19 protein-coding genes are annotated in these 22,443 nt (G+C 64.5%); 15 read left to right on the forward strand and 4 right to left on the reverse strand.

The features are described 5' to 3' along the window. Positions 1-47 precede the first annotated feature (47 nt). Positions 48-1,481 (forward strand): NAD-dependent succinate-semialdehyde dehydrogenase, encoded by a 1,434-nt coding sequence (locus tag QM712_RS13095; protein WP_415023521.1) that lies wholly within the window; start codon positions 48-50, stop codon positions 1,479-1,481. A gap of 22 nt (positions 1,482-1,503) precedes the next feature. Here the strand turns inward: QM712_RS13095 and QM712_RS13100 are convergent, their stop codons facing one another. Then, on the reverse strand, positions 1,504-2,664 hold the full coding sequence (locus tag QM712_RS13100) for an MFS transporter (protein WP_415023522.1): 1,161 nt from the start codon (positions 2,662-2,664) through the stop codon (positions 1,504-1,506). 264 nt (positions 2,665-2,928) lie between these two features. Between QM712_RS13100 and QM712_RS13105 the strand changes: the two genes are divergently transcribed. Beyond that, positions 2,929-3,465, forward strand: a complete 537-nt coding sequence (locus QM712_RS13105; RefSeq protein WP_415023523.1) for a hypothetical protein — start codon at positions 2,929-2,931, stop codon at positions 3,463-3,465. A gap of 93 nt (positions 3,466-3,558) precedes the next feature. Here the strand turns inward: QM712_RS13105 and QM712_RS13110 are convergent, their stop codons facing one another. Together QM712_RS13110 and QM712_RS13115 are read right to left on the reverse strand one after the other, a co-directional pair. Further along, positions 3,559-4,650 (reverse strand): NADH:flavin oxidoreductase/NADH oxidase, encoded by a 1,092-nt coding sequence (locus QM712_RS13110; RefSeq protein ID WP_415023524.1) that lies wholly within the window; start codon positions 4,648-4,650, stop codon positions 3,559-3,561. A gap of 53 nt (positions 4,651-4,703) precedes the next feature. Further along, positions 4,704-5,864 (reverse strand): NADH:flavin oxidoreductase/NADH oxidase, encoded by a 1,161-nt coding sequence (locus tag QM712_RS13115; protein ID WP_415023525.1) that lies wholly within the window; start codon positions 5,862-5,864, stop codon positions 4,704-4,706. A gap of 428 nt (positions 5,865-6,292) precedes the next feature. Here QM712_RS13115 and QM712_RS13120 point away from each other — a divergent pair, with 428 nt between their 5' ends. From QM712_RS13120 to QM712_RS13160, 9 genes are all read left to right on the forward strand, one after another. Continuing rightward, positions 6,293-7,477 carry an ABC transporter substrate-binding protein gene (locus tag QM712_RS13120; RefSeq protein WP_415023526.1) on the forward strand — a complete coding sequence of 395 codons (1,185 nt, stop codon included), beginning with the start codon at positions 6,293-6,295 and terminating at the stop codon, positions 7,475-7,477. Between the two features lie 34 nt (positions 7,478-7,511). Continuing rightward, on the forward strand, positions 7,512-8,378 hold the full coding sequence (locus QM712_RS13125; protein ID WP_415023527.1) for a branched-chain amino acid ABC transporter permease: 867 nt from the start codon (positions 7,512-7,514) through the stop codon (positions 8,376-8,378). Positions 8,379-8,380: 2 nt separating this feature from the next. Continuing rightward, on the forward strand, positions 8,381-9,376 hold the full coding sequence (locus QM712_RS13130; RefSeq protein WP_415023528.1) for a branched-chain amino acid ABC transporter permease: 996 nt from the start codon (positions 8,381-8,383) through the stop codon (positions 9,374-9,376). Then, the gene (locus QM712_RS13135; RefSeq protein ID WP_415023529.1) at positions 9,373-10,122 is read left to right on the forward strand and encodes an ABC transporter ATP-binding protein; all 750 of its coding nucleotides are present in this window, start codon (positions 9,373-9,375) and stop codon (positions 10,120-10,122) included. Before QM712_RS13130 ends, QM712_RS13135 begins: the two co-directional genes overlap by 4 nt. Then, the gene (locus QM712_RS13140; protein WP_415023530.1) at positions 10,115-10,807 is read left to right on the forward strand and encodes an ABC transporter ATP-binding protein; all 693 of its coding nucleotides are present in this window, start codon (positions 10,115-10,117) and stop codon (positions 10,805-10,807) included. The genes QM712_RS13135 and QM712_RS13140 overlap by 8 nt, the downstream gene beginning before the upstream one ends. Next, positions 10,807-11,688, forward strand: a complete 882-nt coding sequence (locus QM712_RS13145) for an N-acyl homoserine lactonase family protein (protein WP_415023531.1) — start codon at positions 10,807-10,809, stop codon at positions 11,686-11,688. The genes QM712_RS13140 and QM712_RS13145 overlap by 1 nt, the downstream gene beginning before the upstream one ends. Positions 11,689-11,719: 31 nt before the next feature. Then, positions 11,720-13,147: an aldehyde dehydrogenase family protein gene (locus QM712_RS13150; RefSeq protein ID WP_415023532.1), complete on the forward strand. Its 1,428-nt coding sequence runs from the start codon at positions 11,720-11,722 to the stop codon at positions 13,145-13,147. Between the two features lie 42 nt (positions 13,148-13,189). Beyond that, positions 13,190-14,347: an iron-containing alcohol dehydrogenase gene (locus QM712_RS13155; RefSeq protein ID WP_415023533.1), complete on the forward strand. Its 1,158-nt coding sequence runs from the start codon at positions 13,190-13,192 to the stop codon at positions 14,345-14,347. 62 nt (positions 14,348-14,409) lie between these two features. Next, positions 14,410-15,462 carry a substrate-binding domain-containing protein gene (locus QM712_RS13160; protein WP_415023534.1) on the forward strand — a complete coding sequence of 351 codons (1,053 nt, stop codon included), beginning with the start codon at positions 14,410-14,412 and terminating at the stop codon, positions 15,460-15,462. 41 nt (positions 15,463-15,503) lie between these two features. Here the strand turns inward: QM712_RS13160 and QM712_RS13165 are convergent, their stop codons facing one another. Beyond that, positions 15,504-16,421: a LysR family transcriptional regulator gene (locus QM712_RS13165; protein ID WP_415023535.1), complete on the reverse strand. Its 918-nt coding sequence runs from the start codon at positions 16,419-16,421 to the stop codon at positions 15,504-15,506. Positions 16,422-16,564: 143 nt separating this feature from the next. Between QM712_RS13165 and QM712_RS13170 the strand changes: the two genes are divergently transcribed. The 4 genes from QM712_RS13170 to QM712_RS13185 all read left to right on the forward strand — a co-directional run bounded on the left by QM712_RS13170 (position 16,565) and on the right by QM712_RS13185 (position 22,427). After that, entirely contained in the window at positions 16,565-17,533 is a 969-nt protein-coding gene (locus tag QM712_RS13170) for a Bug family tripartite tricarboxylate transporter substrate binding protein (protein WP_415023536.1), read from the forward strand. Between the two features lie 36 nt (positions 17,534-17,569). Continuing rightward, positions 17,570-18,445 carry a fumarylacetoacetate hydrolase family protein gene (locus QM712_RS13175; protein ID WP_415023537.1) on the forward strand — a complete coding sequence of 292 codons (876 nt, stop codon included), beginning with the start codon at positions 17,570-17,572 and terminating at the stop codon, positions 18,443-18,445. Between the two features lie 92 nt (positions 18,446-18,537). Continuing rightward, on the forward strand, positions 18,538-20,673 hold the full coding sequence (locus QM712_RS13180; protein WP_415023538.1) for a hydantoinase/oxoprolinase family protein: 2,136 nt from the start codon (positions 18,538-18,540) through the stop codon (positions 20,671-20,673). After that, entirely contained in the window at positions 20,670-22,427 is a 1,758-nt protein-coding gene (locus QM712_RS13185) for a hydantoinase B/oxoprolinase family protein (protein ID WP_415023539.1), read from the forward strand. Before QM712_RS13180 ends, QM712_RS13185 begins: the two co-directional genes overlap by 4 nt. Positions 22,428-22,443: the final 16 nt, after the last annotated feature.

The raw sequence follows: 22,443 nt of genomic DNA on the forward strand, positions 1-22,443 counted from the left end.
GCGGCGGGCGTACCGTCGCCAACGAGATCATGCAGGAGGTCACGAGGATGTACCCGAAAGTTCAGATGTTCATCGCCGGCGAATGGACCGACGGCACCTCCGGCAAGTCGGAAGACATCCTCAATCCCGCCACCGGCCAGCCGATCGGCAAGACGCCGCACGCTTCGCGCCAGGACCTCGACCGGGCGCTCGAGGCCGCCAAGGCCGGCTTCGAAATCTGGCGCAAGACATCGCCGTTCGACCGCTACAAGCTGATGCGGAAGGCGGCCGACATCATCCGCTCGCGCGCGGCCGAGATCGCGCCGGTCATGACCATGGAGCAGGGCAAGCCGGTCGTCGAAGCGCAAGGCGAGACCATGCTGGCCGGCGACATCATCGACTGGTTTTCCGAGGAGGCCCGCCGCGCCTATGGCCGCATCGTGCCGCCGCGGATGGGCAACGTCTCCCAGCTCGTGACGAAGGAGCCGGTCGGCCCGGTCGCAGCCTTCACGCCCTGGAATTTCCCGATCAACCAGGCGGTCCGCAAGATCTCGGCCGCGCTCGCCGCGGGTTGCTCAATCATCGTGAAGGGGCCCGAGGAAACGCCTGCGAGCTGCATGGAGCTGGTGCGGGCCTATGCCGATGCGGGCATTCCCGCCGGCGTCGTGCAGCTGGTGTTCGGCGTGCCGTCGGAAGTGTCGGAATATCTCATTCCGCATCCGGTCATCCGCAAGATCAGCTTCACTGGCTCGACCGCCGTCGGCAAGCATCTGGCGGCACTCGCGGGCCTGCACATGAAGCGCGTCACCATGGAGCTCGGCGGCCATGCGCCGGCCATCGTGTTCGCGGATGCCGATCTCGACAACGCCGCCAAGATCCTGTCGGCGAACAAGTTCCGCAACGCCGGTCAGGTCTGCGTCTCGCCGACGCGCTTCCTCGTGCACGAGAGCGTCTACGAGCCGTTCGTCGACAAGTTCGTGGCGGCGGCCAAGAGCCTCAAGGTCGGCAACGGCCTCGACAAGGAGACCCGCATGGGGCCGCTGGCCAACCCGCGCCGTGTCGACGCGATGGAAGGCTTCGTCGCCGACGCGGTGCAGCGGGGCGCCAAGGTGCGGGCCGGAGGCAAGCGTATCGGCAACGAGGGCTTCTTCTTCGAGCCGACCGTGCTGACCGACGTGCCGCGCGATGCGCGCATCATGAACGACGAGCCGTTCGGGCCGCTGGCGCCGATCACCTCGTTCCGCAGCTATGACGAGGTGGTGGCCGAAGCGAACCGTCTGCCCTACGGGCTTGCGGCCTATGCCTATACGACCTCGACCAAGACGATGCAGGCGATCGGCGCCGACGTCGAGAGCGGCATGGTGTCGATCAACCATCACGGCCTCGCGCTGCCGGAGGTGCCGTTCGGCGGCATCAAGGATTCCGGCTACGGCTCCGAGGGCGGCCTCGAGGCCATCGAAGGCTATCTCAACACCAAGTTCGTGACCCAGGCGAGCGCGTAGGCTCGCCAGCCAACGGGACGCGTCACGGCGTGCCGTGACGCGTCCCGCCTGGCGTCGCGGTGACCGTGCCGGCGGAAAGCGTGACGAGGCACATCAGCGCGGCGAGCATCCAGAACGCCGTGGCGAGCCCGCCGGCATGGGCGACGAAACCGATCCCGGCAGGGCCGACCAGGATGCCCGCGTAGCCGGCGGTGGTGATTGCCGCGACGGCAACGCCGACAGGCATCGCGGTCTGCTTGGCCGCGCCGCGGAACAGGACCGGCACGAGGTTCGACGCACCAAGGCCGATCAGCAGGAAGCCGGCGATGGCAAGGGCTGCGCCCTGGGCCGTCAGCAGCACCGCGAAGCCCGCGATCGCGAGCAAGCTCCCCCAGGACAGCGTCGCGCGATCGCCGATACGCGCAACGACCGCGTCTCCGCCGAGCCGGCCGGCCGTCATCGCGATCGAGAAGACGATATACCCGATGCCGCCCTGGGCTTCGGGAACCAGCGCCGCGCCGATGATCAGCAGTGCGCCCCAGTCGAGCACCGCGCCTTCGACGAGGAAAGTGATGGCCGCAAGCAGCGCCAGCAGCAGTACGCGTCCGCGCGGCAGGACGAAGAGCGGTCCTTCCTGTGCGGGTGCTGAGCGCAACAGGCGCGGCCAGGCCAGCCCCATCGCGATCAGCATCAGGACGGAGCAGATCAGCGAGCTCGCGAGCGCGCCGAGATGGAGCGACAGCAGCGCCGTCATCAAGGCGGATCCCGCGAAACCGCCGATGCTGAAGAGCGCGTGGAATCCGGACATCAGCGGGCGTCCCGCCGCGCGTTCGACCTCGACCGCATGGATGTTCACGGCGACGTCGATGGACCCGAGCGCGGCGCCGAATGCGAGAAGCGCCAAGGCGAGCATCGCCGGCGAGGCGGCCATCACCAGCAGCGGAAGGACGAGGGCAAGCCCAATTCCACCCGCGATGATGATCGGCCTGCTGCCGTAACGGGCGCTCAGAATCCCCGTCGCAAGCATCGCGACGACCGAGCCGATCCCGAGGCTGAGGAGCAACAACCCAAGCGTCCCGTCGTCCACCGCGAGCCGTTCCTTCGCAAACGGCACGAGCGGCGCCCAGCACGCGATGCCGAAGCCCGCGACCAGAAATGAAAGCCGCGTCGCGAGCCGTGTCTCCGGCCGGTCTGCAGAAGTCATCGATGAACTCCGAACTAGAAGGGAACCACGCGATCGCGGGTGAGACCGGAATGCAGGATTCGGATGTGTGGTGTGGTTGTATCCGACAGGGCATGACATCACGTCATGGGCATGGCGGCGCCGATGACAGATGGTCGCGGACACCTGAGTGAAGGCCGTGTCGTTCCGATGCGCGATCGCGCAGGGGCCAGATCAATCGCCGTCGCGTTCAGGCCGGATGCGTGGCTCGCCTCGCTATCTCACCATTGATTCGGTCTCAAGCCCGTGGCCGAGTTGAGCAACGCGGGCAAGGTCATCTTTCAGGGGATGACCAGAGTACCTTATTTGAAAGTCAGCGCCTGCCGCGTATTTCCATCAATGCGGATTGAGTCTGAGTCGTTGCGTTTGAGTGAGGAAGTGAGTTTTCAGCTATCGACACTCAAAATACTCGCTGGACAACCGGATGGCCGGGCCAGCGTCGAAGTCGTCAAACAACATTTGGCGCTCTTCTACACGGTCGGCCCGGAGTGGACCGAGCGCATGAAGCGTTTGGCCGACCGGGCTCCGGGCCTCGACATCTTCAGCCAGAAGCTCGTCGTGCGCGAGCCCGGCGAGTGGATTCTAACCGAGGCGGGGCGTCTCTTTCTTGAAACGCTGGAGCGTGGCGGCTCGGTCCCTGAAGCCGCGCGGGACGACGTCATGGACCGCGGTGCCGAACAACAAACCCTGTTGCCCGCGCCGAGCCTGCCCCCGACGTCCACCGAGCGCCGGAAACGGCGCGACGTGAGGCGGGGCAGGGAGCGAACGAACCGCTGCGCTTAGCTGCCGAAGCCTTGCACGGCATGTGCAGCCATGCTGCTGCGGCGGGCGCAAGGGAGTTCTTGCGCTCCGCCAAGCGATCAAGCGGCCAACCGCTCAGCGCGGCAGATTCCGCATCGAGGGATGCGATCGCGCATATTGCGGCGGGAACGCCGCCCTTTGGCCGAGCTTCTCGGCCGCATGCCAGCTCCAGCGCGGATCGTAGGTCATGCCCCGGCCGATCGCGATCAGATCGGCCGCGCCGCTGTCGAGGATCTGTTCGGCATGCTGTCCGTCTCCGATCATTCCAACAGCCATCGTGGCGATGCCGGCCTGCTCCCTGATCGCGGCCGAGAACGGCACCTGGTAGCCGGGCCCGACCGTGATCTTCTGTTCGGGCACCACGCCGCCGCTCGACGGCGTGACGTAATCGCACCCAAGGGCCTTGAGCTCCTTGGCGAACGTCACGGAAGCGTCGATGTCCCAGCCGCCGTCCACCCAGTCCGTCGCGGAAATGCGAACGCCGAGCGGCAGGTTTTCCGGCCACGCCGCGCGGACGGCCTTGAAGACCGAGAGCGGGAATTTCATCCGGCCCTCGATGTCGCCGCCATAGGCGTCGGTGCGATCATTGCTCAGCGGCGAGAGGAAAGAGTTCAGGAGATAGCCGTGCGCGCAATGCAGCTCCAGCAAATCGAGGCCGGCTTCGTGCGCCCTGCGGGTGGCGGCAACGTAGTCGGCGGTCAGCTTCGCCAACGCGGCATCGTCGAGCGCTGCCGGTGTTCGCCGGCCGGGATAGGGCGTCGTCGACGGCCCGACGGTGTCCCAGCCTCCTTCGGCGACCGATAGCTCCTTGCCCGTGAGCCAGGGCGGTGCGACCGAAGCCTTGCGGCCCGCATGAGCGAGCTGGATTCCGATCTTCACACCGCCATGCGCGTGGGCGAAATCGGTCACGCGGCGCAGGCCCTCGACCTGCGCATCCGACCACAGGCCGAGGCACACGGGGCTGACCCGTCCGCTGGGCTGCACCGCGGTGGCCTCCATGATGACGAGGCCGGGGCCCGACACGGCCAGCGAGCCGATATGCATCAGGTGCCAATCTCCGGCCACGCCGCCGTCGATCGCCGAATACTGCGCCATCGGAGAGACGACGATGCGGTTGTCGAGTTGCAGGCCGCGGAGGGAGAACGGTGAGAAAAGGCTCGATGGCATTGCTTGTGTCTTCTTCTGGCGTGGGACGTCGTGAGGTGCGGATATGACGGGGTTCAACTGCCGGCGAGCGGTTGCTCGTCCATCGTTCGCAGCCCCGCGGCCCATTTGTTCAGCCACCATCCGTATTGCTGGGGCCATGTCTCGAAGTGCTGTTCCGCGCCGAGAACCTCTGCCGCATGCCGCGCCCAGAACGGATTGAAGAGCATCTGGCGACCGATCGCGATCAGGTCGGCCTTGCCGTCCCTGAGAACCTGTTCGGCGAGTTGCGGCGTCCGGATGAATCCGACGGCCTGCGTGAGCGCGCCGGTTTCCTTGCGGATCCTTTCCGCGAAGGGCACCTGATATCCCGGCCCGCGGGTCAGGCTGGAGTTCGTTGCGCCGCCCGAGAGATTGCCGCCGGACGAGCAGTCGATGACGTCGACGCCACGGCTGAGAAGCTCGCGCGAGAGCTCGACGCTGTCGTCCATCGTCCAGCCGCCATCGATCCAGTCGGTCGAGGAGATGCGGACGAACAGCGGCACGCTGTCGGGAAGGGCGCGCCGAACTGCATCGGTGACCTCGAGCGGAAAGCGCATCCGGTTTTCCAGCGAGCCGCCGTATTCATCCGTGCGAATGTTGGCGAGCGGAGACAGGAAGCTCTGCAGCAGATAGCCGTGGGCCATGTGGATCTCGATGATCTCGAAGCCTGCATCGAGTGCGCGCAGCGCGGTCGCCACGAAGCCTTGCAGTGTCTCCTGCATGCCGGCGCGCGACAGGGCCTGAGGTACGAGCCATCCGTTTGCAAACGGCTTGTCCGATGGTCCCACCGGTGTCCAGGTTTCGTCGCCGTTGGCGATGTTCTGCGCGGTCAGCGGTCCGTTGCCTTCCCATGCCCGCTGAGCGCTTCCCTTCCGTCCGCCATGCGCGATCTGAATGGCAGGTGCGGAGCCGTGGGATTTCAGCGCTGACGTGATCGGCCGCAGGGCCTCGACTTGCTTCTCTTCCCAAAGGCCGAGGCAGCCGTTTGTGATCCTGCCGTCGCGGGTGATCGCCGTTTCCTCGATGAAGACCGTGCCTGCTCCGCCCATCGCGAACTTGCCGTAGTGCAGCAAATGAAACTGCGTGGGATAGCCGTTCTCGGCGCAATACATCGCCATCGGCGACACGACGATCCGGTTTCGAAGCTCCAGCCCACGGATTTTCAGGGGCTGGAAAAGCAACGCTTTGCTCTGCATGGGTCCTCCGAGGTGTTTTGTCGTCCGTGTCCTTGATGATCCGACGTGCCGGATTCGACCGGGCGATGAAGTTGGAAAACCGCCGTGCCGATAGGTCGCAGGAAAAGGAAACGTTTCAAAACACCCATTAGGTTCTCGGTGATCGGCCTGTCAACCCATGAGCTCCGATGCGATCGACGGCAAAAGTAGCTCCCGGCCGCAATATGCAGGATTTGGCTCGAAAATGGCTGTAATTCGATGCCTCACGTTCTCCTGAATGGGGGCGGAGGGGCGCTTGACAGGCCGGTTGGGCTTGGCGTACTGCCTTGAAACGTTTCCAATCTGGCTTGGAGAAACGTGTATAGCTGCGGCCTCAGGGAGGTCCGCTGCGGGGAGTCTTGCGCGCGTGACGGCAATCGTCGGCGCCAATCAGAAACGAAAGGTGGAAAATGAAGCTCTGTATTTCGTCGCGCTTTGCGATCGGCGCCAGCGTGTGTGCTCTGGCCCTCGGTGCCCTGGGCTCCGGCGCATTCGGCTGCGAAGTGACGATCGGCGCGACCGGTCCTCTGTCCGGTGCAGCCACTCAATGGGGCCTGGCGATCAAGGGCGCGGCCGACTTCGCTGCAGCCGAAGCCAATCGCGACGGCGGCGTCATGGTCGGCGGCCAGCGCTGCACGGTGAAGGTCATCGCGATCGACGCGAAATACACCGCTGAAGGTGCTGCCGCTGCGGCGAACAATTTCGTCAGCCAGAACGTGAAGTTCATTCTCGGTCCGATCGGTTCGCCGGAAGTGACCGGCATGAAGCCCGTCGCGACCCGCAACAAGATGCTGATGATGAGCGACAGCTATGCAAAGGACGCGATCGGACCGCGCTGGCCCTACACGTTCCACGTGGGACCGGGGCCGCTCGCCTGGGGCGATCCGATCGTCAAGCTCGCCAAGGAAAAGTTCGGCATCAAGAAGGTGCTGACGATCGCGCCGAACGATCAGGCCGGAACGGACGTCGCCGAGGCCGCGATCAGCGTCTACAAGAAGAACGGGGTCGACGCGACGCCGGAATACTACCAGCGCGGCACGACGAACTTCGCTCCGATCGTCGCGCGCATCATCAATGCCAATCCGGACGTGCTCGATACGGTCTCGACTCCGCCGGGAGACGCCGGAATCATCATCAAGCAGCTGCGCCAGGCTGGATTCAACGGTGCGATCGGTCGCCTCGGCGGCCCGGGCACCGAGGAGATCCTGCGCATCGCCGGCGGTAAGGATGTGGTCAAGAACTTCTACTGGTTCGAGCCCGTCTTCATCGACGAGAACGTCAAGAAGCTCGGCGACGAATATCGCCAGCTGCTCGGTTCGGCGCCGCCCGAGAACAACTTCTTCTATCTCTTCGCGGCGGGCGGCCGGGCCATGCTCAGGGCCATCACGGACGCTGGCTCAACCGACGACGTCGAGAAGGTGGCGGCTTCGCTTCGCAAGCTGAACGTCGACGACCCAAATCTCGGCAAGGGCCGCTGGATCGGGCAGGAGGCTTACGGGATCAACCAGGAACTGTCGCTGCCGTTCGGCGTCGGCCTGCTGATCGACGGCAAGGACCAGCCGCTGGTCCGCATCGAAGCACCCGACGGGAAGTAAGCGGTCGATCGAGCGCAACGTTAAGGAACTTGGGATGGACGGCTTTATTTCCGCTGGCCTGATCGGGCTTTCGCTTGGAGCGCAATACGCGCTGCTTGCGCTCGGTTTCACCCTCATCTTCGGCATTCTGGGGGTGGTGAACTTCGCCCATGGCGGGTTCTACCTCCTCGGAGGCTACTTCGCGTACGCCTGCGTCGCGAAGCTCGGCTTTCCCTATCCCGTGGCGGTGCTCGCTGCCACGGTAGCGACCGCCGCGATCGGCTACGTGTTCCAGCTTCTTCTGCTGGACCGCGTGGCCGACGACCATTTGGCAACCCTGATCCTGACTCTGGGTCTGTACATGGTGATCGGCAGCGGCGTGCTGGTGACCTTCGGTCCCGACGCGCCGTTGTTCCAGTTTCCGGTCAGCGGGGCGCTTCGCTTCCACGGGCTGTACTTCCCGCTCGAAAACTTCATCGTCCTGATCGTCTGCATCCTGGCGATCGCTGCGACCTACTATTTCATCTACAAGACCAATCTCGGCAGAAACCTGCGGGCTCTGGCCGAGGATCGCACGGTGGCGGTGGCGCTCGGCGTCAAGGCCCGGCTGCTCTTTCCGATGGCGTTCGCCATCTCGGTCGGGCTGGCCGGCATGACCGGCGCGCTGGTCACGCCGATCCTGTCGCTGACGCCGCATGTCGGTGATCCCGTGCTCGCGATGTCCTTCCTGGTCGTCATTCTCGGCGGCCTCGGAAGCATCGCCGGAGCGACGGTCGCCGCGTTCTGCGTCGGAATCATCGAAGCCTATTCGGCGGTCTATGTCGGCGGCTCGAAGGGTGCGCTCGCGCTGTTCGTGCTGGTCCTGATCGTGCTGGTGGTGAAGCCGACCGGACTCTTCGGCCGCGAGACCCGGGGAGCATGATGGTGAAAGACAAATCCCTGATCGATCGCATCGGCGGGAACGAAATCGTGTCCCTGCTGCTGGTTGCGGCGGCGCTGCTGGTGCCGGTCTATGCGACCAACGCCGCGGTCATCTCCCTCTTTACGCAGATCCTGATCGCGCTGATGGGCGCGCTCAGCGTCTACATCATGCTGCGCATGGACCTCATGAGCTTCGCGGTGCCGGCCTTCATGGCGATCGGCGGCTATGCGGTGGCCATCGTCAGCGCAAGGTACGACGTGACGGACGTGTTCGCGCTTGCCGCCGTCAGCCTCCTCGTTCCGATGTTGATCGCTCTTCCGATCGGCGCGTTGATCCTTCGCCTGAGAGGCGTCTATTTCGTTCTGGTGACGTTCGTCATCGCCGAGATCATGCCGCTGCTGCTGTTCGAAACGCCGACCCTCACGGGTGGATCGAACGGAATCTCGGGCCTTCCTCCCGTGGTCTTCTTCGGCATGCCGATCGAGGACAACAACAAGATCCTGCTGATGACGACCGTTCTCGCGGTCGTCGCGGTGCTCGGCACGATCGGGCTCACCCGATATTACCGGCATCAGTTCGACGCGATCAAAGAGAACGAGCTGCTCGCGCAGAGTCTCGGGCTGACGATATGGCGCTACAAGGTCATCGGCTTCTGCGCAGCCGCGGGCCTGGCCGGTCTCGGCGGCTTCTGCCTGGTCGAGATGCTGATCACCGCGCATCCAAGCTCGTTCCAGGCGATTTCCTCGGTTAACTACGTCGCTTACACCGTCGTCGGCGGCCAGGGAGCGCTGCTGGGCGCGGTCGTGGGCTCGGCGCTGCTGGTCTGGGCGTCCAACCTGTTCAGCCTTCAAGGCGAGTTTTCTCAGGGCCTGTTCGGCATTCTGCTGATGCTGGCGGTTCTCTTTGCCAAGGGCGGCTTGATCGGCAGCCTGCAGGGGATCCTTGCCCGAAGCCGCAAGTTCGCGCCGGCGGCACGCAGCCAGGGAGCCGAGGCATGACGCAGCCCGTAACTCTCGAGATCAAGAACGCATCCAAGCGGTTTGGCGGCAACAGCGTTTTCCGCGACATCAGCCTGTCGCTCGAGCCGGGAACGGTGAAGGGCGTGATCGGGCCGAACGGCGCCGGCAAGACGACGCTGATCAACATCATGTCCGGCCAGCTCGCCCCGAGCGATGGCAGCATCCTGCTCGGGGGCAAGGATATCACCGCCTTGCCGCTGCACCGGCGCAGCCAGCTCGGCATCGTGCGTAGCTTCCAGCAGACGAAGACGTTCAAGACGGCAACGGTCGCCGAAAACTTCGAGCGGGCCAGCCTGTTCAGCCAGGGCAGGGTGTCCTCGATCGAGGGCTATGTCCGTGACCTGATCGCCAAATGCGGCCTCACCAACCGGCTCGACCAGAACAGCGATACACTGCCGTATGGCATGCAGAAGATGCTCGGCCTGCTGATGACCGTGATCACGGGACCGAAGACGCTCCTGCTGGACGAGCCGGCGGCTGGCCTCGAGAAGCAGGAACGCCATCTCATCGACGAGGTCGTGCAATCCGCATGCGCCAATTTGGGTTGCGGAGTCCTGATCGTCGAGCACGACATGGAGCTCATCAAGCGGCTGTGTCCTTACGTCTACGTGCTCGATCGCGGCACGATCATCGCGCATGGCGATCCCGCGACTGTTCTGAGGCGCAAGGACGTGATCGAGGCCTATCTCGGTACGGCCGAGGAGGGGGAGAGCCTCGATGCTTAAGATCAAGGATCTCGTCGTCCGCTATGGCGGCATCACCGCGCTCGACCGCGTCTCCGCCGAGGTCGGCAAGGGCGAGACGGTCATCCTGCTTGGCGCAAACGGGGCGGGGAAGTCGAGCCTGATCAACTCCATCATCGGCGTCGTTCCTTCGGCCGCCGGCGTGATCCAGCTCGACGATCGGACCATCAGCCAGTCGCCCGCTTCGAGCCGGGCCGGGTTCGGCATCGGATATTCGCCGGAAGGCCGTCGCGTCTTCCCGACCATGACCGTGCGCGACAATGTGCTGGTCGGGGCTGCGCGTCTGGGCCGGGCGGCCCAGGCCGAAGCCTATGGCAGGCTGGCGGCGCTGTTTCCCATGCTCGAAGGCCGCGCCAACGATCTCGCAGGTCACCTCAGTGGGGGACAACAGCAGATCGTGGCGATCGCGCGCGCGATGAGCGCGTCTCCGCGCCTGCTGTTGCTGGACGAGCCTTTCCTCGGCCTGGCTCCGGTCTGGATCCAGCAGATCAGCTCGGCGATCCGCCACTTCGCCGCGGCCGGCACGACCATCCTAATGACGGAGCAGATGGCCATTCCGGCGCTGAAGGTCGCGACGCGCGGCTATGTCATGCGGGGCGGCCAGATCATCCGCGGCGGCACCGTCGATGACATCAAGGAATCGGCTCTCACGGAGGATTACCTCTAATGGCAAAGCCCGACGCTGGCCAACATCCGGAGCCGCAGTACCGGCTCTATGCGATCCACTATGCATCCAGCAATCCGGACCGGTCGGCCGACCACAATTTCATGTCCCGCGTCGACTTCCACGACATGCCGATGCCGCTGGATTTCTTCGTGTGGGTCGCCATCGGGGAAGGGCGCGTCATCCTGATCGACACCGGCGCCGAAGAGCACATCTGCCGCACGCGCGGCCATAACTACATGCGCTCCCCGGCCGATGGATTGGCCGCCCTCGGCCATGCGCCGGAGGACGTGACGGACGTTGTCGTGACGCACATGCACTGGGATCACCTTGGGCATCTGGCGCAGTTTCCCAATTCCCGCATTCACGTCCACAAGCAGGAGATGTCGCACGCCACCGGCTGCGCCATGTGTCACGAACAGCTCCGCCGCCCCTACGACGTGACGCAGGTGTGCAGCCTCATCGTTGCCCTCTACGGTGGACGGGTCTCGTTCACCGAGGAGAGCGCGGAGATCGCGCCGGGCGTGTCGGTGCGCCATGTCGGCGGGCACGCTCCCGGCCTTCAGGTTGCCCAAGTGCGCACGAAGCGCGGGAAGGTCCTGGTGGCATCCGATGCGATGCACTACTTCGCGAACTCCATCCTGACCAATCCCTATCCGGTGGTCGTCAACGTTCAGGAATATCTGGACGGTCTGGTCCAGGTCGAAAAGCTCGCGGATGGACCGGATCACGTCGTTCCGGGTCACGACCCGCTCGTCAAGTCGATGTACCCGGCGCTGGAGAAGGCGCCGTACATCTTCGACCTCGGCGTTCCTCCGCGCGTCCCGCGGCCGCTCACCGTCTCCGGGTTCGTCGGCGCCTACGGGCCATCGAAACAAGCCTGAATTAATCTCCAAGCAGCGTCACAGGTCTAAAATGCAGGATTACGATCGTCTGGGACTTCAGCTCATCGATGGCGAATGGTTGGAGTCGGAGTCCAAGTTTCCCGTGCTCGACAAGTTCTCGGGGCGGGAATTCGCGCGCGTCCATTCCGCGACGCGCGAACAGGTCGCGCACGCGGTCAAGGTCGCCAAGCGCGCCGCCGACGCTGGCTGTCCGGCACCTTACGAGCGGGCGCGGGCCTTGTACGAGGCGTCGCGCCTGATCCATGCCCACAAAGAGCAGTTCGTCGACCTGATGGTCGCGGAAGCCGGCTTCACGATCGCGGACGCCGGCGGCGAAGTCGATCGTGCCAAGGTGACGCTCGAACTGTCCGCCGAAGTGGCGAAGAACATCGTCGGCAGCGTCGTGCCGTTCGGCGCGAGCCCGGGCGCCGAGCGCAGGATCGGCTTCACCGTCCGCGATCCCGTCGGTGTCGTCTGCGCGATCACGCCGTTCAATTCGCCACTGAACACGGTGCTTCACAAGATCGGCCCGTCGTTCGCGGCCGGAAATGCCACCGTCCTGAAGCCGTCTTCGGAGACGCCGCTGACGGCGGGGCTGCTCGGCAAATTGCTGCTGCAGGCGGGCATGCCGAAGGACTTCCTCAGCGTCATCCAGGGGCCGGGGACCGTCGGCGAATGGCTGCTCGCAGAACAGGACATCGGGTTCTACACCTTCACCGGAAGCACCCGCGTCGGCCGTTACATCCAGGATCATGCCGGCCTTCGCCGGACGCAGATGGAACTGGGCAGCATCGCCAGCACCATCCTGTGCGCGGACGGAGATCTGTCCAACGCGATCCCGAAGACCGCCAATGCGGGTCTTCGCAAGGCGGGCCAGGTCTGTACGTCGGTCCAGCGCCTCTATGTCCAGGACTCGATCTATGACGAGACCCTTGAGCGGCTCGTCAAGGAAGCCCGTGCACTGAAGAGCGGCGACCCCCGGGATCCCGCGACACGTGTCGGTCCGTTGATCTCGGAGCGCGCGGCGCAGCGCGGCGAGCAGTGGATCAAGGATGCCGTGGACGCGGGCGCACGGCTCGTATGCGGCGGCAAGCGCGACGGCCGCGTACTCGAGCCGACCATCCTCGCCGACGTGCCGGAAGCCTGCTCCGCCTGGTGCCAGGAGGCATTCGCGCCGCTGCTGGTGCTGCGGCGGTTCTCCCGCTTTGAGGAGGCGCTCGAAAGCGCCAACGACACGCCATACGGCCTGTCGGTCGGCGTCTTCACCCGTGACATCACGACGGCGCTGACGGCGGTCAGGAAGTTCCGTTTCGGGACGGTGCAGATCAACGAGACATCGAGCGCGCGGGCGGACGTGATGCCGTTCGGAGGCGTGAAGGAGAGCGGTTTCGGCAAGGAAGGACCGGCCTATGCCGCGCTCGAAATGACGGTGGAGCGCCTCATCGTGCTCAATCCCTGAGCCGACCGAAGCCGCAAGACCGAACACAGGACCATTCCGACAATGCAAACGATCTCGAGTTACTTCTGTCCGACCCGCGTCTACATGGGCGCCGGAAGCCATCGACAGTTGCCCGAATTCCTCCGCGAATACGATTGCAAGCGCCTGTTCCTGGTCATGGATGGCGCGCTGAAGAGCACCGATTTCGCGAAGTCCGTTCTTGCGCTCCTCGCCGAGAGCAAGATCGAGGTGTCGACCTTCACCGAGATCGAGCCGGATCCGAGCGCCGGCACCGTGGAGAAGGCCTTCGCGCAGTGCCAGGGCAGCAAGGCGACCACGATCCTGGCCATCGGTGGCGGCAGCACGATCGACGTCGCCAAGGCCGTCGGCATCCTGAGCACCAATGGCGGCCGCATCCATGACTACGAGGGGATCGAGAAGTTCAAGACCCCGCCATTGCCGCTGATCGCGATTCCGACCACCGCCGGAACGGGCTCGGAAGTGTCCGGGTCCTGCGTGATCACGGATACCGAACGCGAACTGAAAATGTCGATCCGGCATGCTTCGCTGAATCCGGCCCGCATCGCGATCCTCGATCCGTCCGCCTTGCGTACGATCCCGCCGACGGTGGCCTGCCACGCGGGCGTGGATGCATTCGTGCACGCCTTCGAGTCCTTCATCTCGCGCAACGCCAATCCGTTCACGGATGCGGTGAACATCGAGGCGATCCGGTTGCTGTCCGCGAACCTGCGGCCGTTTGTCGCCAATCCCGCTAACGAGACGGCCGCGCTCAACATGCTCTGCGGCTCCGCGCTTGCCGGCATGGCCTTCGGACAGACCGGCCTCGGCAACGTTCATTGCATGTCGAGGTTCGTCGGAGCCCGCTTCCACCTGTCCCACGGACTCTCGAACGCGCTCTGCCTGCCCACGGTCGCGCGCTTCAACATGATCGCGAATCCCCAAAAATATGCGCGCGTAGCCGAAGCGATGGGCTACGACGTGTTCGGTCTTCCGGAGATCGAGGCGGCGCGGATCGCCGTGGAGCAGATCGGCGAAATGTGCGCTGATCTCGGGATTCCGGCGCGGCTCCGGGACGCCGGCGTGACCGAAGACAGCCTCGAAGAAATGGCCAGGCAGTGCACCGACGCCAACTACAATCGCTGGAATCCCCGGTTCACCAGCACGTCGGACTTCCTGGGACTTTTCCGGCAAGCCTATTGACAGGTGTCGTCGCCAACTAGCAATTCGTGGGTGCGAAGCCGGTTGCGACAGAAAGCTGAGTCGTGAACTCGAAGGACAAGTCTGGCGCCCAGGGCAAGCGGAAGCGCATTACGGCGCGAGACGTGGCCCGCAAGGCCAAGTGTGCGCTCGGGACCGTTTCCCGGGTCGTCAACGATGTGCCGGGCGTTTCTCCGGAGACGCGCCAGCGCGTGCTCGACGCGATGGAATCCCTCGGGTGGGTGCCGAACGTTGCTGCGCAGAGCATGCGCGGCATGTCCTCGCGGATGGTCGGGTTCATTTTCTCCGACATCCGCAATCCGCTCTATGCCGCCATGGTCAAGGGGGCGGAGGACGTCTTCAGCGCCAACGGCTTCCTGCTCGTCACGGCGACCAGCAACAGCGAAGCCGACCGCGAAATCGCCCTGATCGAGCTGTTTCGGCGCCGCCATGCCGATGCTTTGCTGTTCTCCATCACGCAGGAGAGCGACAAGCGCGTCGTCGAGGCGGTCGAGGCGTCGAAGCTGCCGATCGTGATGATCGAGCGCGATCTTCCGATCCCCGTCGATTCCGTCGGGGCCGATCATCTCAGCGGCACGCGCCATGCGACAGAGCACCTCATTCAGCTCGGGCATCGCCGGATCGCGATCATCAGCGGCGGCAAGGGCACGCGCGTGGCTCGCGATCGCTTGCTGGGCTTCAATCAGGCGATGCGCGCCGCGGGGCTGAAATCCGACGAGAGCCTGCTGCATCTCGAGAGCTTCGCGTCCGAATACGCCTACCGGAAAACCCAGTGGCTGCTGTCGCTCGACAAGCCGCCGACCGCGATCCTCGCGCTTGGAATGCGCTTGCTGCCCGGTGTGCTTGCCGCCGTGCGGGCCTGCGGTCTCTCCGTGCCTTCTGACATTTCGATCATCGCGGGAAACGACAGCAATCTCGCCCAGATGATGACGCCGCCGGTCACGGCGATCCGCTACGACCCCGAAGCGCTCGGGCGCGAGGCCGCTCTCGCGATATTGGCGCAAGTCGAGAGCAGCTCGGGTTCGGCCTCTCCGCGGCGCCTGGAGATTCCAACCGAGCTGGTTCTGCGGGGATCCTGCGGCCCGCCCAAGAAGTAGAGGGCCGGTCGCGCTTATCGCTGCTTTGCGCTCTGCGGCTATCAGCCCGACCGCTTCTGCTTCACGCGCTTGCGGGCTTCGGGCCGCATCGACCGGATGGTTTCGAGGAACGCCTGCAGGATCGGCGAGGCGTCGTCGCGACGATAGATGCAATTGAAGTCGACGGTGACCGGTGGCGATTCCGCGAGCCCCCGGAAGACGACGCCGGGCAATGTGAGCTGTGCGACGGTGGCCGGCACCAGCGAGACGCCGAAGCCTGCGGCCACGAGCGCCACCGCGGTTACGGAGTCGTCGACTTCCTGTGCGATTTCGGGTTGAAACCCGCTATCGAGGCAAAGCCCGAAGACCATGTCCATCAGATTGGGCCTGGGTCCACTGGCGAAGATCACCATCGGGCGATCGGCGATCTGCTTCAGCGCCACCGATGATTGGGCGCATAGCGGATCGGCCGCGTTGAGGGCGACCATCAGCGGTTCGCTCCTTACCTTCTCGTTGGCGATGCCCGCAAGCTTCAGGCCCAGCAGGTTGAACCCGACGGTGACGCGGCGATCGTACAAGGCCTGCAACTGCTCTTCCTTGTTCATCGCGTGGACGATGACCTCGATGTCCGGATATTGCATGCGAAACATGCGCAGCAATTCCGGCACGGCCAGGATGTTCGATCCGAACAGGCCGATGTCGAGGCGTCCGGATTGCCCGAGCCCGGCCCGCTTGGTGCGTTCGCGGGCGCGGGCCGCGAGGACAAGCAGGTTGCGCGCTTCCTCGAACAGCACCTGACCGGCATCGGTCATCTGAACGCCCCTGCGCGTTCGCTGGAACAGCGTCGCGCCGATCTCGGCTTCGAGCTGGTGGATCTGCCGCGTCAGCGGAGGCTGCGAGATATTCAGCCGCCGCGCGGCCCGCCCGATATTGGCCTCCTCGGCCACAGCAACGAAATAACGCAACCGCGTCAGGTCCATGAGATTGCTCCGACATACCCAAAAGGTATCGTGATGAGCCTTAACACATATTGGACGGTATCGAAACGGCCAGCTATTGCAGTGTCCAACGTCCGCGTCGTGAAAAAAGCGGACGAGGGAGGATAGCGAAGTTGCGACAGAGGATGCTTCTCAGGCTTGGCGGTATGGTGCTGGCGGCGGTGACGGCCGGCGGAGTCGTTTCGGGCGCGCTCGCGGCGGATTATCCGACGCGTGTGGTGCGGATCATCGTGCCCTATGCGCCCGGCGGATCGGCCGGAGCCCAGGCGCGAACGCTCGCCGAAGAACTGAGCCGCATCTGGAAACAGCAGGTTGTCGTCGAGGACAAGCCGGGGGCGGGCACCACGATCGGCGCGGCCTATGTCGCGGGCTCCGCGCCTGATGGGTATACGCTGTATCTCGCCGGGACGTCGCACACGATCTCGCCCAGTCTCTACAGCAACATCAAATATGACGCCGTGAAGAGTTTCGCGCCGGTCTCGCGATTGGCGACGTCGCCGTTCATCTGGCTGGTCAATCCGACGCTCGGCGTCAATTCCATCGCCGATTTCGTCGCGCTTGCGAAGAGCAAGCCCGGTCAGCTGAACTACAGCACCTCCGGTGTCGGTGCGGGCCCGCATCTTGCGGCCGAGATGATGAAGGCCGCGGGCAAGATCGACATCAAGCACGTTCCCTTCCGCGGCTCGGCTCCGGCGATGACGGCGCTGCTCGGGAATTTCGTCGAGTTCAGCATGGGCGATGTCAGCGCGCTGCCGACGGTGAAGGCAGGCAGCCTGAAGGCGCTCGCCGTCACGACCGCCACGCGGTTCTCGGAACTACCTGATGTCCCGACCCTCGACGAAACCATTCAGAAGGGCCTGAACGTCACCAACTGGAGCGCAATTCTGGCGCCGGCCGATACGCCGCCGGAACTGGTCAAGTTCATCAACGGCTCCATCATGAAGGCGCTGGAATCGCCGGACTTGAAGAAATCGTTCCAGGCCCAGGGCTTCGAGCCGGCGCCGAGCACGCCGGAGGAGCTCCGTGATTTCATGACGGCGGAAGTCGCGAAATATCGCGACGTGATCGAAAAGGCCGGGATCAAGTCTGAATGACGTCGTCAGCTTGGTGAATCAGCAAAGGAAGCCAAAATGAGACTGGTATCGTTTGAACGCGGCGGCGCCTCCCATTACGGAGCCGTCAAGGGTGACAAGGTCGTGGACCTCAGCACCAGGCTGGGCGGCACGCACCCCACCATCGTCGATTTCATCGCCAAGGACGGCGTGCGGCTCGCGGCGCCGATCGTCACCGCCGAAAAGGGCGATTTCGAGTACGACAAGTTGAAGCTGCTTCCGGTGGTGCCGAATCCGGCTCACATCATCTGCGTCGGCCTGAACTATCACGACCACATCAACGAGGCGAACAAGCAGCTCAGCCGCACGGACAAGGGGTTCGAGCGCCCGATGATCTTCGCGCGCTGGCCGGAATCCCTGACGGCGCACAATCAGCCGATCTTCCGTCCGAAGGTTTCGCACCAGCTCGACTACGAAGCCGAGCTTCTCGTCGTGATCGGAAAGGACACCGGCCGCTACGTCAAGGCCGACAAGGCGCTCGACTATGTCTTCGGCTATTCGTGCCTCAACGAGGCGTGCCTGCGCGACTACCAGCGTCACAGCCGGCAGATCAATCCGGGCAAGAACTTCGAGCGAACCGGTGCGACCGGACCCTGGCTCGTGACCGCCGACGAGATCAAGCACCCGGAAAATCTCCTGATCGAGATGCGCCTGAACGGCCAGGTGATGCAGAAGGCCAATACCAGCGACATGATCCATTCGGTGGCGCAGGTCATCGAATACGTCACGGAATGGATGCCGCTGCGCCCGGGCGACCTGATCGCGAGCGGTACGATGGGCGGAGTCGGATTTGCCCGTGACCCGCAGGTCTTCATGAAGCCGGGCGATGTCGCCGAAGTCACGATCGAAGGCATCGGGACGCTACGCAACGAGATCGCAGACGACCGTTTCTGATCGCGACGTCGGTCGCGAGACAATCTCTTGAGCTCCAGCGGCAGAGCCGTCGTTGGAGAGCAATTCCTGCTGACCAGATAAAGGAATGATCCATGCCGTTGAGAGGCGATCCGTCGGATGCCGACAACCAGTCCGTTTCGGTCGGCGTCGACGTCGGCGGCACGTTCACGGATCTCGTCGTCTACGACGCGCGGGCCGACGAAGTGCGGACCGCCAAGGTGCTGACCACGCCCCGCGACATCCCGGCCGCCATCTTCGAATCGTTCGAACAGGTGTCGGTCGATCTCGCCGCGACCGCCTACGTGAAGCACGGCACCACGACGGCGATCAACACGGCCCTCGAGCGCACCGGCGCGAAGACGGCCCTGATCACGACCAAGGGCTTTCGCGACATCCTCGAGCTCGGCCGCGGCAACCGGCCGGATTCCTTCAACCTGTTCTATAAGCGGCTGTCGCCGCTGGTGCCGCGCAACCTGCGCTTCGAGGTCAGCGCGCGCATGGACGGGCAGGGCAACGAGATCGCACCGGTCCGCACCGAGGAGCTCGATGAGATCCTGCATGCGCTGAGCGATGCCGGTGTCGAGGCCATCGCCGTCTGCCTGCTGCACGCCTACCGCAATCCCGCGCACGAGTTGCAGATCGGCGAATATCTGCGTGGCAAGACATCGCGGTTTGTGTCCCTTTCAAACGCCCTGTCACGTGAATGGCGCGAGCACGAGCGCACCTCGACCGCCGTGGTGAATGCCTATGTCGGTCCGCGGATGGAACGCTACCTGGAGGCGCTGCAGTCGCGCCTGACGGAGCGCAGCCTGTCCGGAAGGCTGCTGCTGATGGAATCGAACGGCGGGGTCATGACCAGCGAACTCGCCGCCCAGCATCCCGTGTACCTCTTGGAATCGGGTCCGGTCGCGGGTGCGGTCGCAGCGGCGGCGCTGTCGAACAAGCTCGGTTATCAGAACGCCATCTCCTTCGACATGGGCGGCACCACGGCCAAATGCACCTTGATCAACAAGGGGCGCATCGAGATCGCCGACATCTACTATGTGGGCGGCTACGAGCAGGGTTATCCGGTTCAGGTTCCCGTGGTCGACATCGTCGAGGTCGGCGCCGGCGGCGGCAGCATCGCCTATCTCGACGAGGCAGGGTCGCTGAAGGTTGGCCCGCGCAGCGCCGGTGCCGAGCCGGGCCCGGTGTGTTATGGGCGAGGCGGGCTCGAGCCCACCATCACCGATGCCAACGCGGCGCTCGGACGGTTCGCGCCGTCGGGCCTGTTGGGCGGCGAGATGAGCCTGGATGCGGCGGCATCGACACGTGCGATCCGCGACAGGATCGCGACGCCACTCGGTTTGCCCGAGGTTCAGATCGCGAGCGGCATCATCCGCCTCGCGGTGGTCACGATGTCGGCCGCGGTGCGTCGGATCAGCATCGAGCGCGGTCACGATCCCAGGGATTTCGTGCTGATCGTCAGCGGCGGCGCGGGTCCGCTGCACGCGGCGGCGATCGCGCGCGAACTGTCGATCCCGACCGTTCTGGTGCCGCCATTGCCCGGGCACTTCTCCGCGTGGGGCATGCTGCTGGCCGATATCCGCTTCGACAATGCGCAGACCTTCATTGCCGATCTGGAGACCGCCGACATCGCCGAGATCGAAGCGCAGTTCGGCGACATGGAGGAGGCGGCCAAACAGCGCCTGCGCGAAACCGCACCGCGCCTGGACAAGCTGCAACTGTCCCGTTTCATCGACGTCCGCTACGTCGGCCAGGAACATACGGTGCGTACGCCCGCGCCGGCCTCGTTCAAGACCGCCGCGGACAAGCAGCAATTGCGCGAGACATTCCTCCAGATGTACGCGCAGAGATATGGACATGCCGATCCGCGCGGCAAGCTGCAATTGGTGACGCTGCGCGTCATGCTCGACGGGATCGTCGACAAGCCGCGGCTCGAAAGCTTCAGGCCCAAGGCAACCGCCCCGGGCAAACCCGTCGCGACGACAAAGACCTATTTCGACGAAACCGGATGGGTGGACTGCCCGGTCTACCAGCGCGAGACGCTGTCGAGCGGTCAGGCGCTTTCCGGCCCGGCGATCATCGTCGAGACCGGCTCGACCACGGTCGTGTGGCCGCAGGACAAGGTCGAAGTCGACGGATACGGCAACATCATCATCCAGGTCACGCCCCGGCAGGCGGCTCGGGAGTTCGGCAAGGAAACGGCAGGAGCAGCGGCATCATGAACAAGCCGACCAAGATGCGCACGGATCCCATCACGTTCGAGGTGATCGACTTCCTACTGCGCGCCATCGCGAGCGAGCTCGAGACCAATCTCACGCGCACCTCTTACAGCCTGATGATCTACGAGTACAAGGATTTTGCCGTCGGCATCGTGGCCGCGGACGGGCAACTGATCTGTCAGGGGACCGGAGGGCTGCCGATCTTCCTGGCGGACATCGGCGCGCCGCTGAAATCCGTGCTCGAAGCCCACCCGATCGAGACGATACGTCCGGGCGATGCCTTCGTCACCAACGATCCGGAGGCCAGCGGTCAGCATCTGAACAACGTGACGATGTACATGCCGGTTTTCGGCGACGAGGGCGAAGGGCTGATCGCGTTCATCACCGTGCGGGCGCACTGGACCGACATCGGCGGCTGTGTCTTCGGCTCGATGATGACGAGCAGCAGCACCGAGATCTTCCAGGAGGGCGTGCAGTTTCCCGCACTGAAGTTCTGCAATGCCGGACAGGACGACGAGCAGATCCTGCGCCTGATCGCCAGGAACAGCCGCATTCCCGAGATCACGATCGGTGATCTCCAGGCTCAGCTCGCGGCCTGCCGGCTCGGCGAGCAGCGCCTCAAGGAGATGATGTCGCGCTACGGCTGGGAAACCATCAAGGGAACGATCGACGAACGGTGGGTGCGTTCCGAGCAGCTCGCGCGCAAGCGCATCGAACAGATCCCCGACGGCGTCTATGAAGCGTCCTGCTGGCTCGACAATGACGGCATTGAAATGGACCGTCGGCTGCCGTTCAACTTCAAGGTCATCGTCAAGAACGATGAGGTCACGATCGATTTTTCGGACATCGTCGGGCAGGTGAAGGGCCCCTACAATGCGGGCATGGTGGGTGGCGGCATCACGGCGGCCAAGGTCGCCTATAAATATGCGCTGATCCCGGACCTGCACTCGGATGAAGGCTGCTTCCGGCCGTTGAAAGTGATCCTGCCGCCCGGCAAGATCCTCAGCGCGCGCGCAGGCGCGCCGATGGCGCGGTTCAATGTCATCATGGCCACCGTGATCGATGGATTGATCAAGGCGTTCGGCGAGGTGGTTCCGGAGAACGTCGCGGCCGCTCACCACGCGGCGCAGAATTCCATTCAATTCACGGGATTGCGCGCGGACGGCAGGCTGTGGAATTACAACGACACCGCTCACGGCGGCTGGGGTGCGTCAAGGCATGGCGACGGCAGCGGTCCGTTCAAGACCATGTCGCACGGGGACTGCAAGGACATTCCCGTCGAGATCGTCGAGGCGCTTTATCCGATCAGGATCGATGAGCTTTCGCTGCGACCGGACTCCGGCGGCGCCGGTCGCGCGCGCGGCGGGCTCGGCACCGTCAGGCGCTGCACGGCGCTCGATCCTGCCAATCTCACCGTCGCGTGGGAGCGTACGACGTGCGCGCCCTGGGGATTGTTCGGCGGCAAGGCTGCTGAAGTCGGATCGGTGGTCGTTCACCAGCCGGAATCGGCTCCGGCTTCCATCACCAAGGTGACCCAGATGCCGATCCGGCAGGGCACGCAGATCACGTTCCTGACCGCGGGCGGGGGTGGGGCGGGCGATCCCTTCGAGCGGCCTGTCAGTGCCGTCGCACGCGACGTCGAGATGGGCTACATCAGCGCGGAGCGCGCATTGCAGGACTACGGCGTGTCGATCTCCGCGCAGGGAAAAGTCGACGAACCCGCGACGGCGAAACACAGGGAAAAGCGGCCGAGGTGACGCGAGCGCAGTGAGC

The organism is Bradyrhizobium sp., from assembly GCF_047605465.1.
Classification (GTDB): Bacteria; Pseudomonadota; Alphaproteobacteria; order Rhizobiales; family Xanthobacteraceae; genus Bradyrhizobium.

Bases quoted from the DNA above. Each gene is read 5' to 3' on its own strand.
- QM712_RS13185 (WP_415023539.1), top strand. From the start codon at position 20,670: ATGAACAAGCCGACCAAGATGCGCACGGATCCCATCACGTTCGAGGTG.
- QM712_RS13135 (WP_415023529.1), top strand. From the start codon at position 9,373: ATGACGCAGCCCGTAACTCTCGAGATCAAGAACGCATCCAAGCGGTTT.
- QM712_RS13125 (WP_415023527.1), top strand. From the start codon at position 7,512: ATGGACGGCTTTATTTCCGCTGGCCTGATCGGGCTTTCGCTTGGAGCG.
- QM712_RS13150 (WP_415023532.1), top strand. From the start codon at position 11,720: ATGCAGGATTACGATCGTCTGGGACTTCAGCTCATCGATGGCGAATGG.
- QM712_RS13155 (WP_415023533.1), top strand. From the start codon at position 13,190: ATGCAAACGATCTCGAGTTACTTCTGTCCGACCCGCGTCTACATGGGC.
- QM712_RS13175 (WP_415023537.1), top strand. From the start codon at position 17,570: ATGAGACTGGTATCGTTTGAACGCGGCGGCGCCTCCCATTACGGAGCC.
- QM712_RS13110 (WP_415023524.1), bottom strand. From the start codon at position 4,650: ATGCCATCGAGCCTTTTCTCACCGTTCTCCCTCCGCGGCCTGCAACTC.
- QM712_RS13180 (WP_415023538.1), top strand. From the start codon at position 18,538: ATGCCGTTGAGAGGCGATCCGTCGGATGCCGACAACCAGTCCGTTTCG.
- QM712_RS13115 (WP_415023525.1), bottom strand. From the start codon at position 5,864: ATGCAGAGCAAAGCGTTGCTTTTCCAGCCCCTGAAAATCCGTGGGCTG.
- QM712_RS13120 (WP_415023526.1), top strand. From the start codon at position 6,293: ATGAAGCTCTGTATTTCGTCGCGCTTTGCGATCGGCGCCAGCGTGTGT.
- QM712_RS13095 (WP_415023521.1), top strand. From the start codon at position 48: ATGTACCCGAAAGTTCAGATGTTCATCGCCGGCGAATGGACCGACGGC.
- QM712_RS13170 (WP_415023536.1), top strand. From the start codon at position 16,565: ATGCTTCTCAGGCTTGGCGGTATGGTGCTGGCGGCGGTGACGGCCGGC.
- QM712_RS13145 (WP_415023531.1), top strand. From the start codon at position 10,807: ATGGCAAAGCCCGACGCTGGCCAACATCCGGAGCCGCAGTACCGGCTC.
- QM712_RS13140 (WP_415023530.1), top strand. From the start codon at position 10,115: ATGCTTAAGATCAAGGATCTCGTCGTCCGCTATGGCGGCATCACCGCG.
- QM712_RS13100 (WP_415023522.1), bottom strand. From the start codon at position 2,664: ATGACTTCTGCAGACCGGCCGGAGACACGGCTCGCGACGCGGCTTTCA.
- QM712_RS13165 (WP_415023535.1), bottom strand. From the start codon at position 16,421: ATGGACCTGACGCGGTTGCGTTATTTCGTTGCTGTGGCCGAGGAGGCC.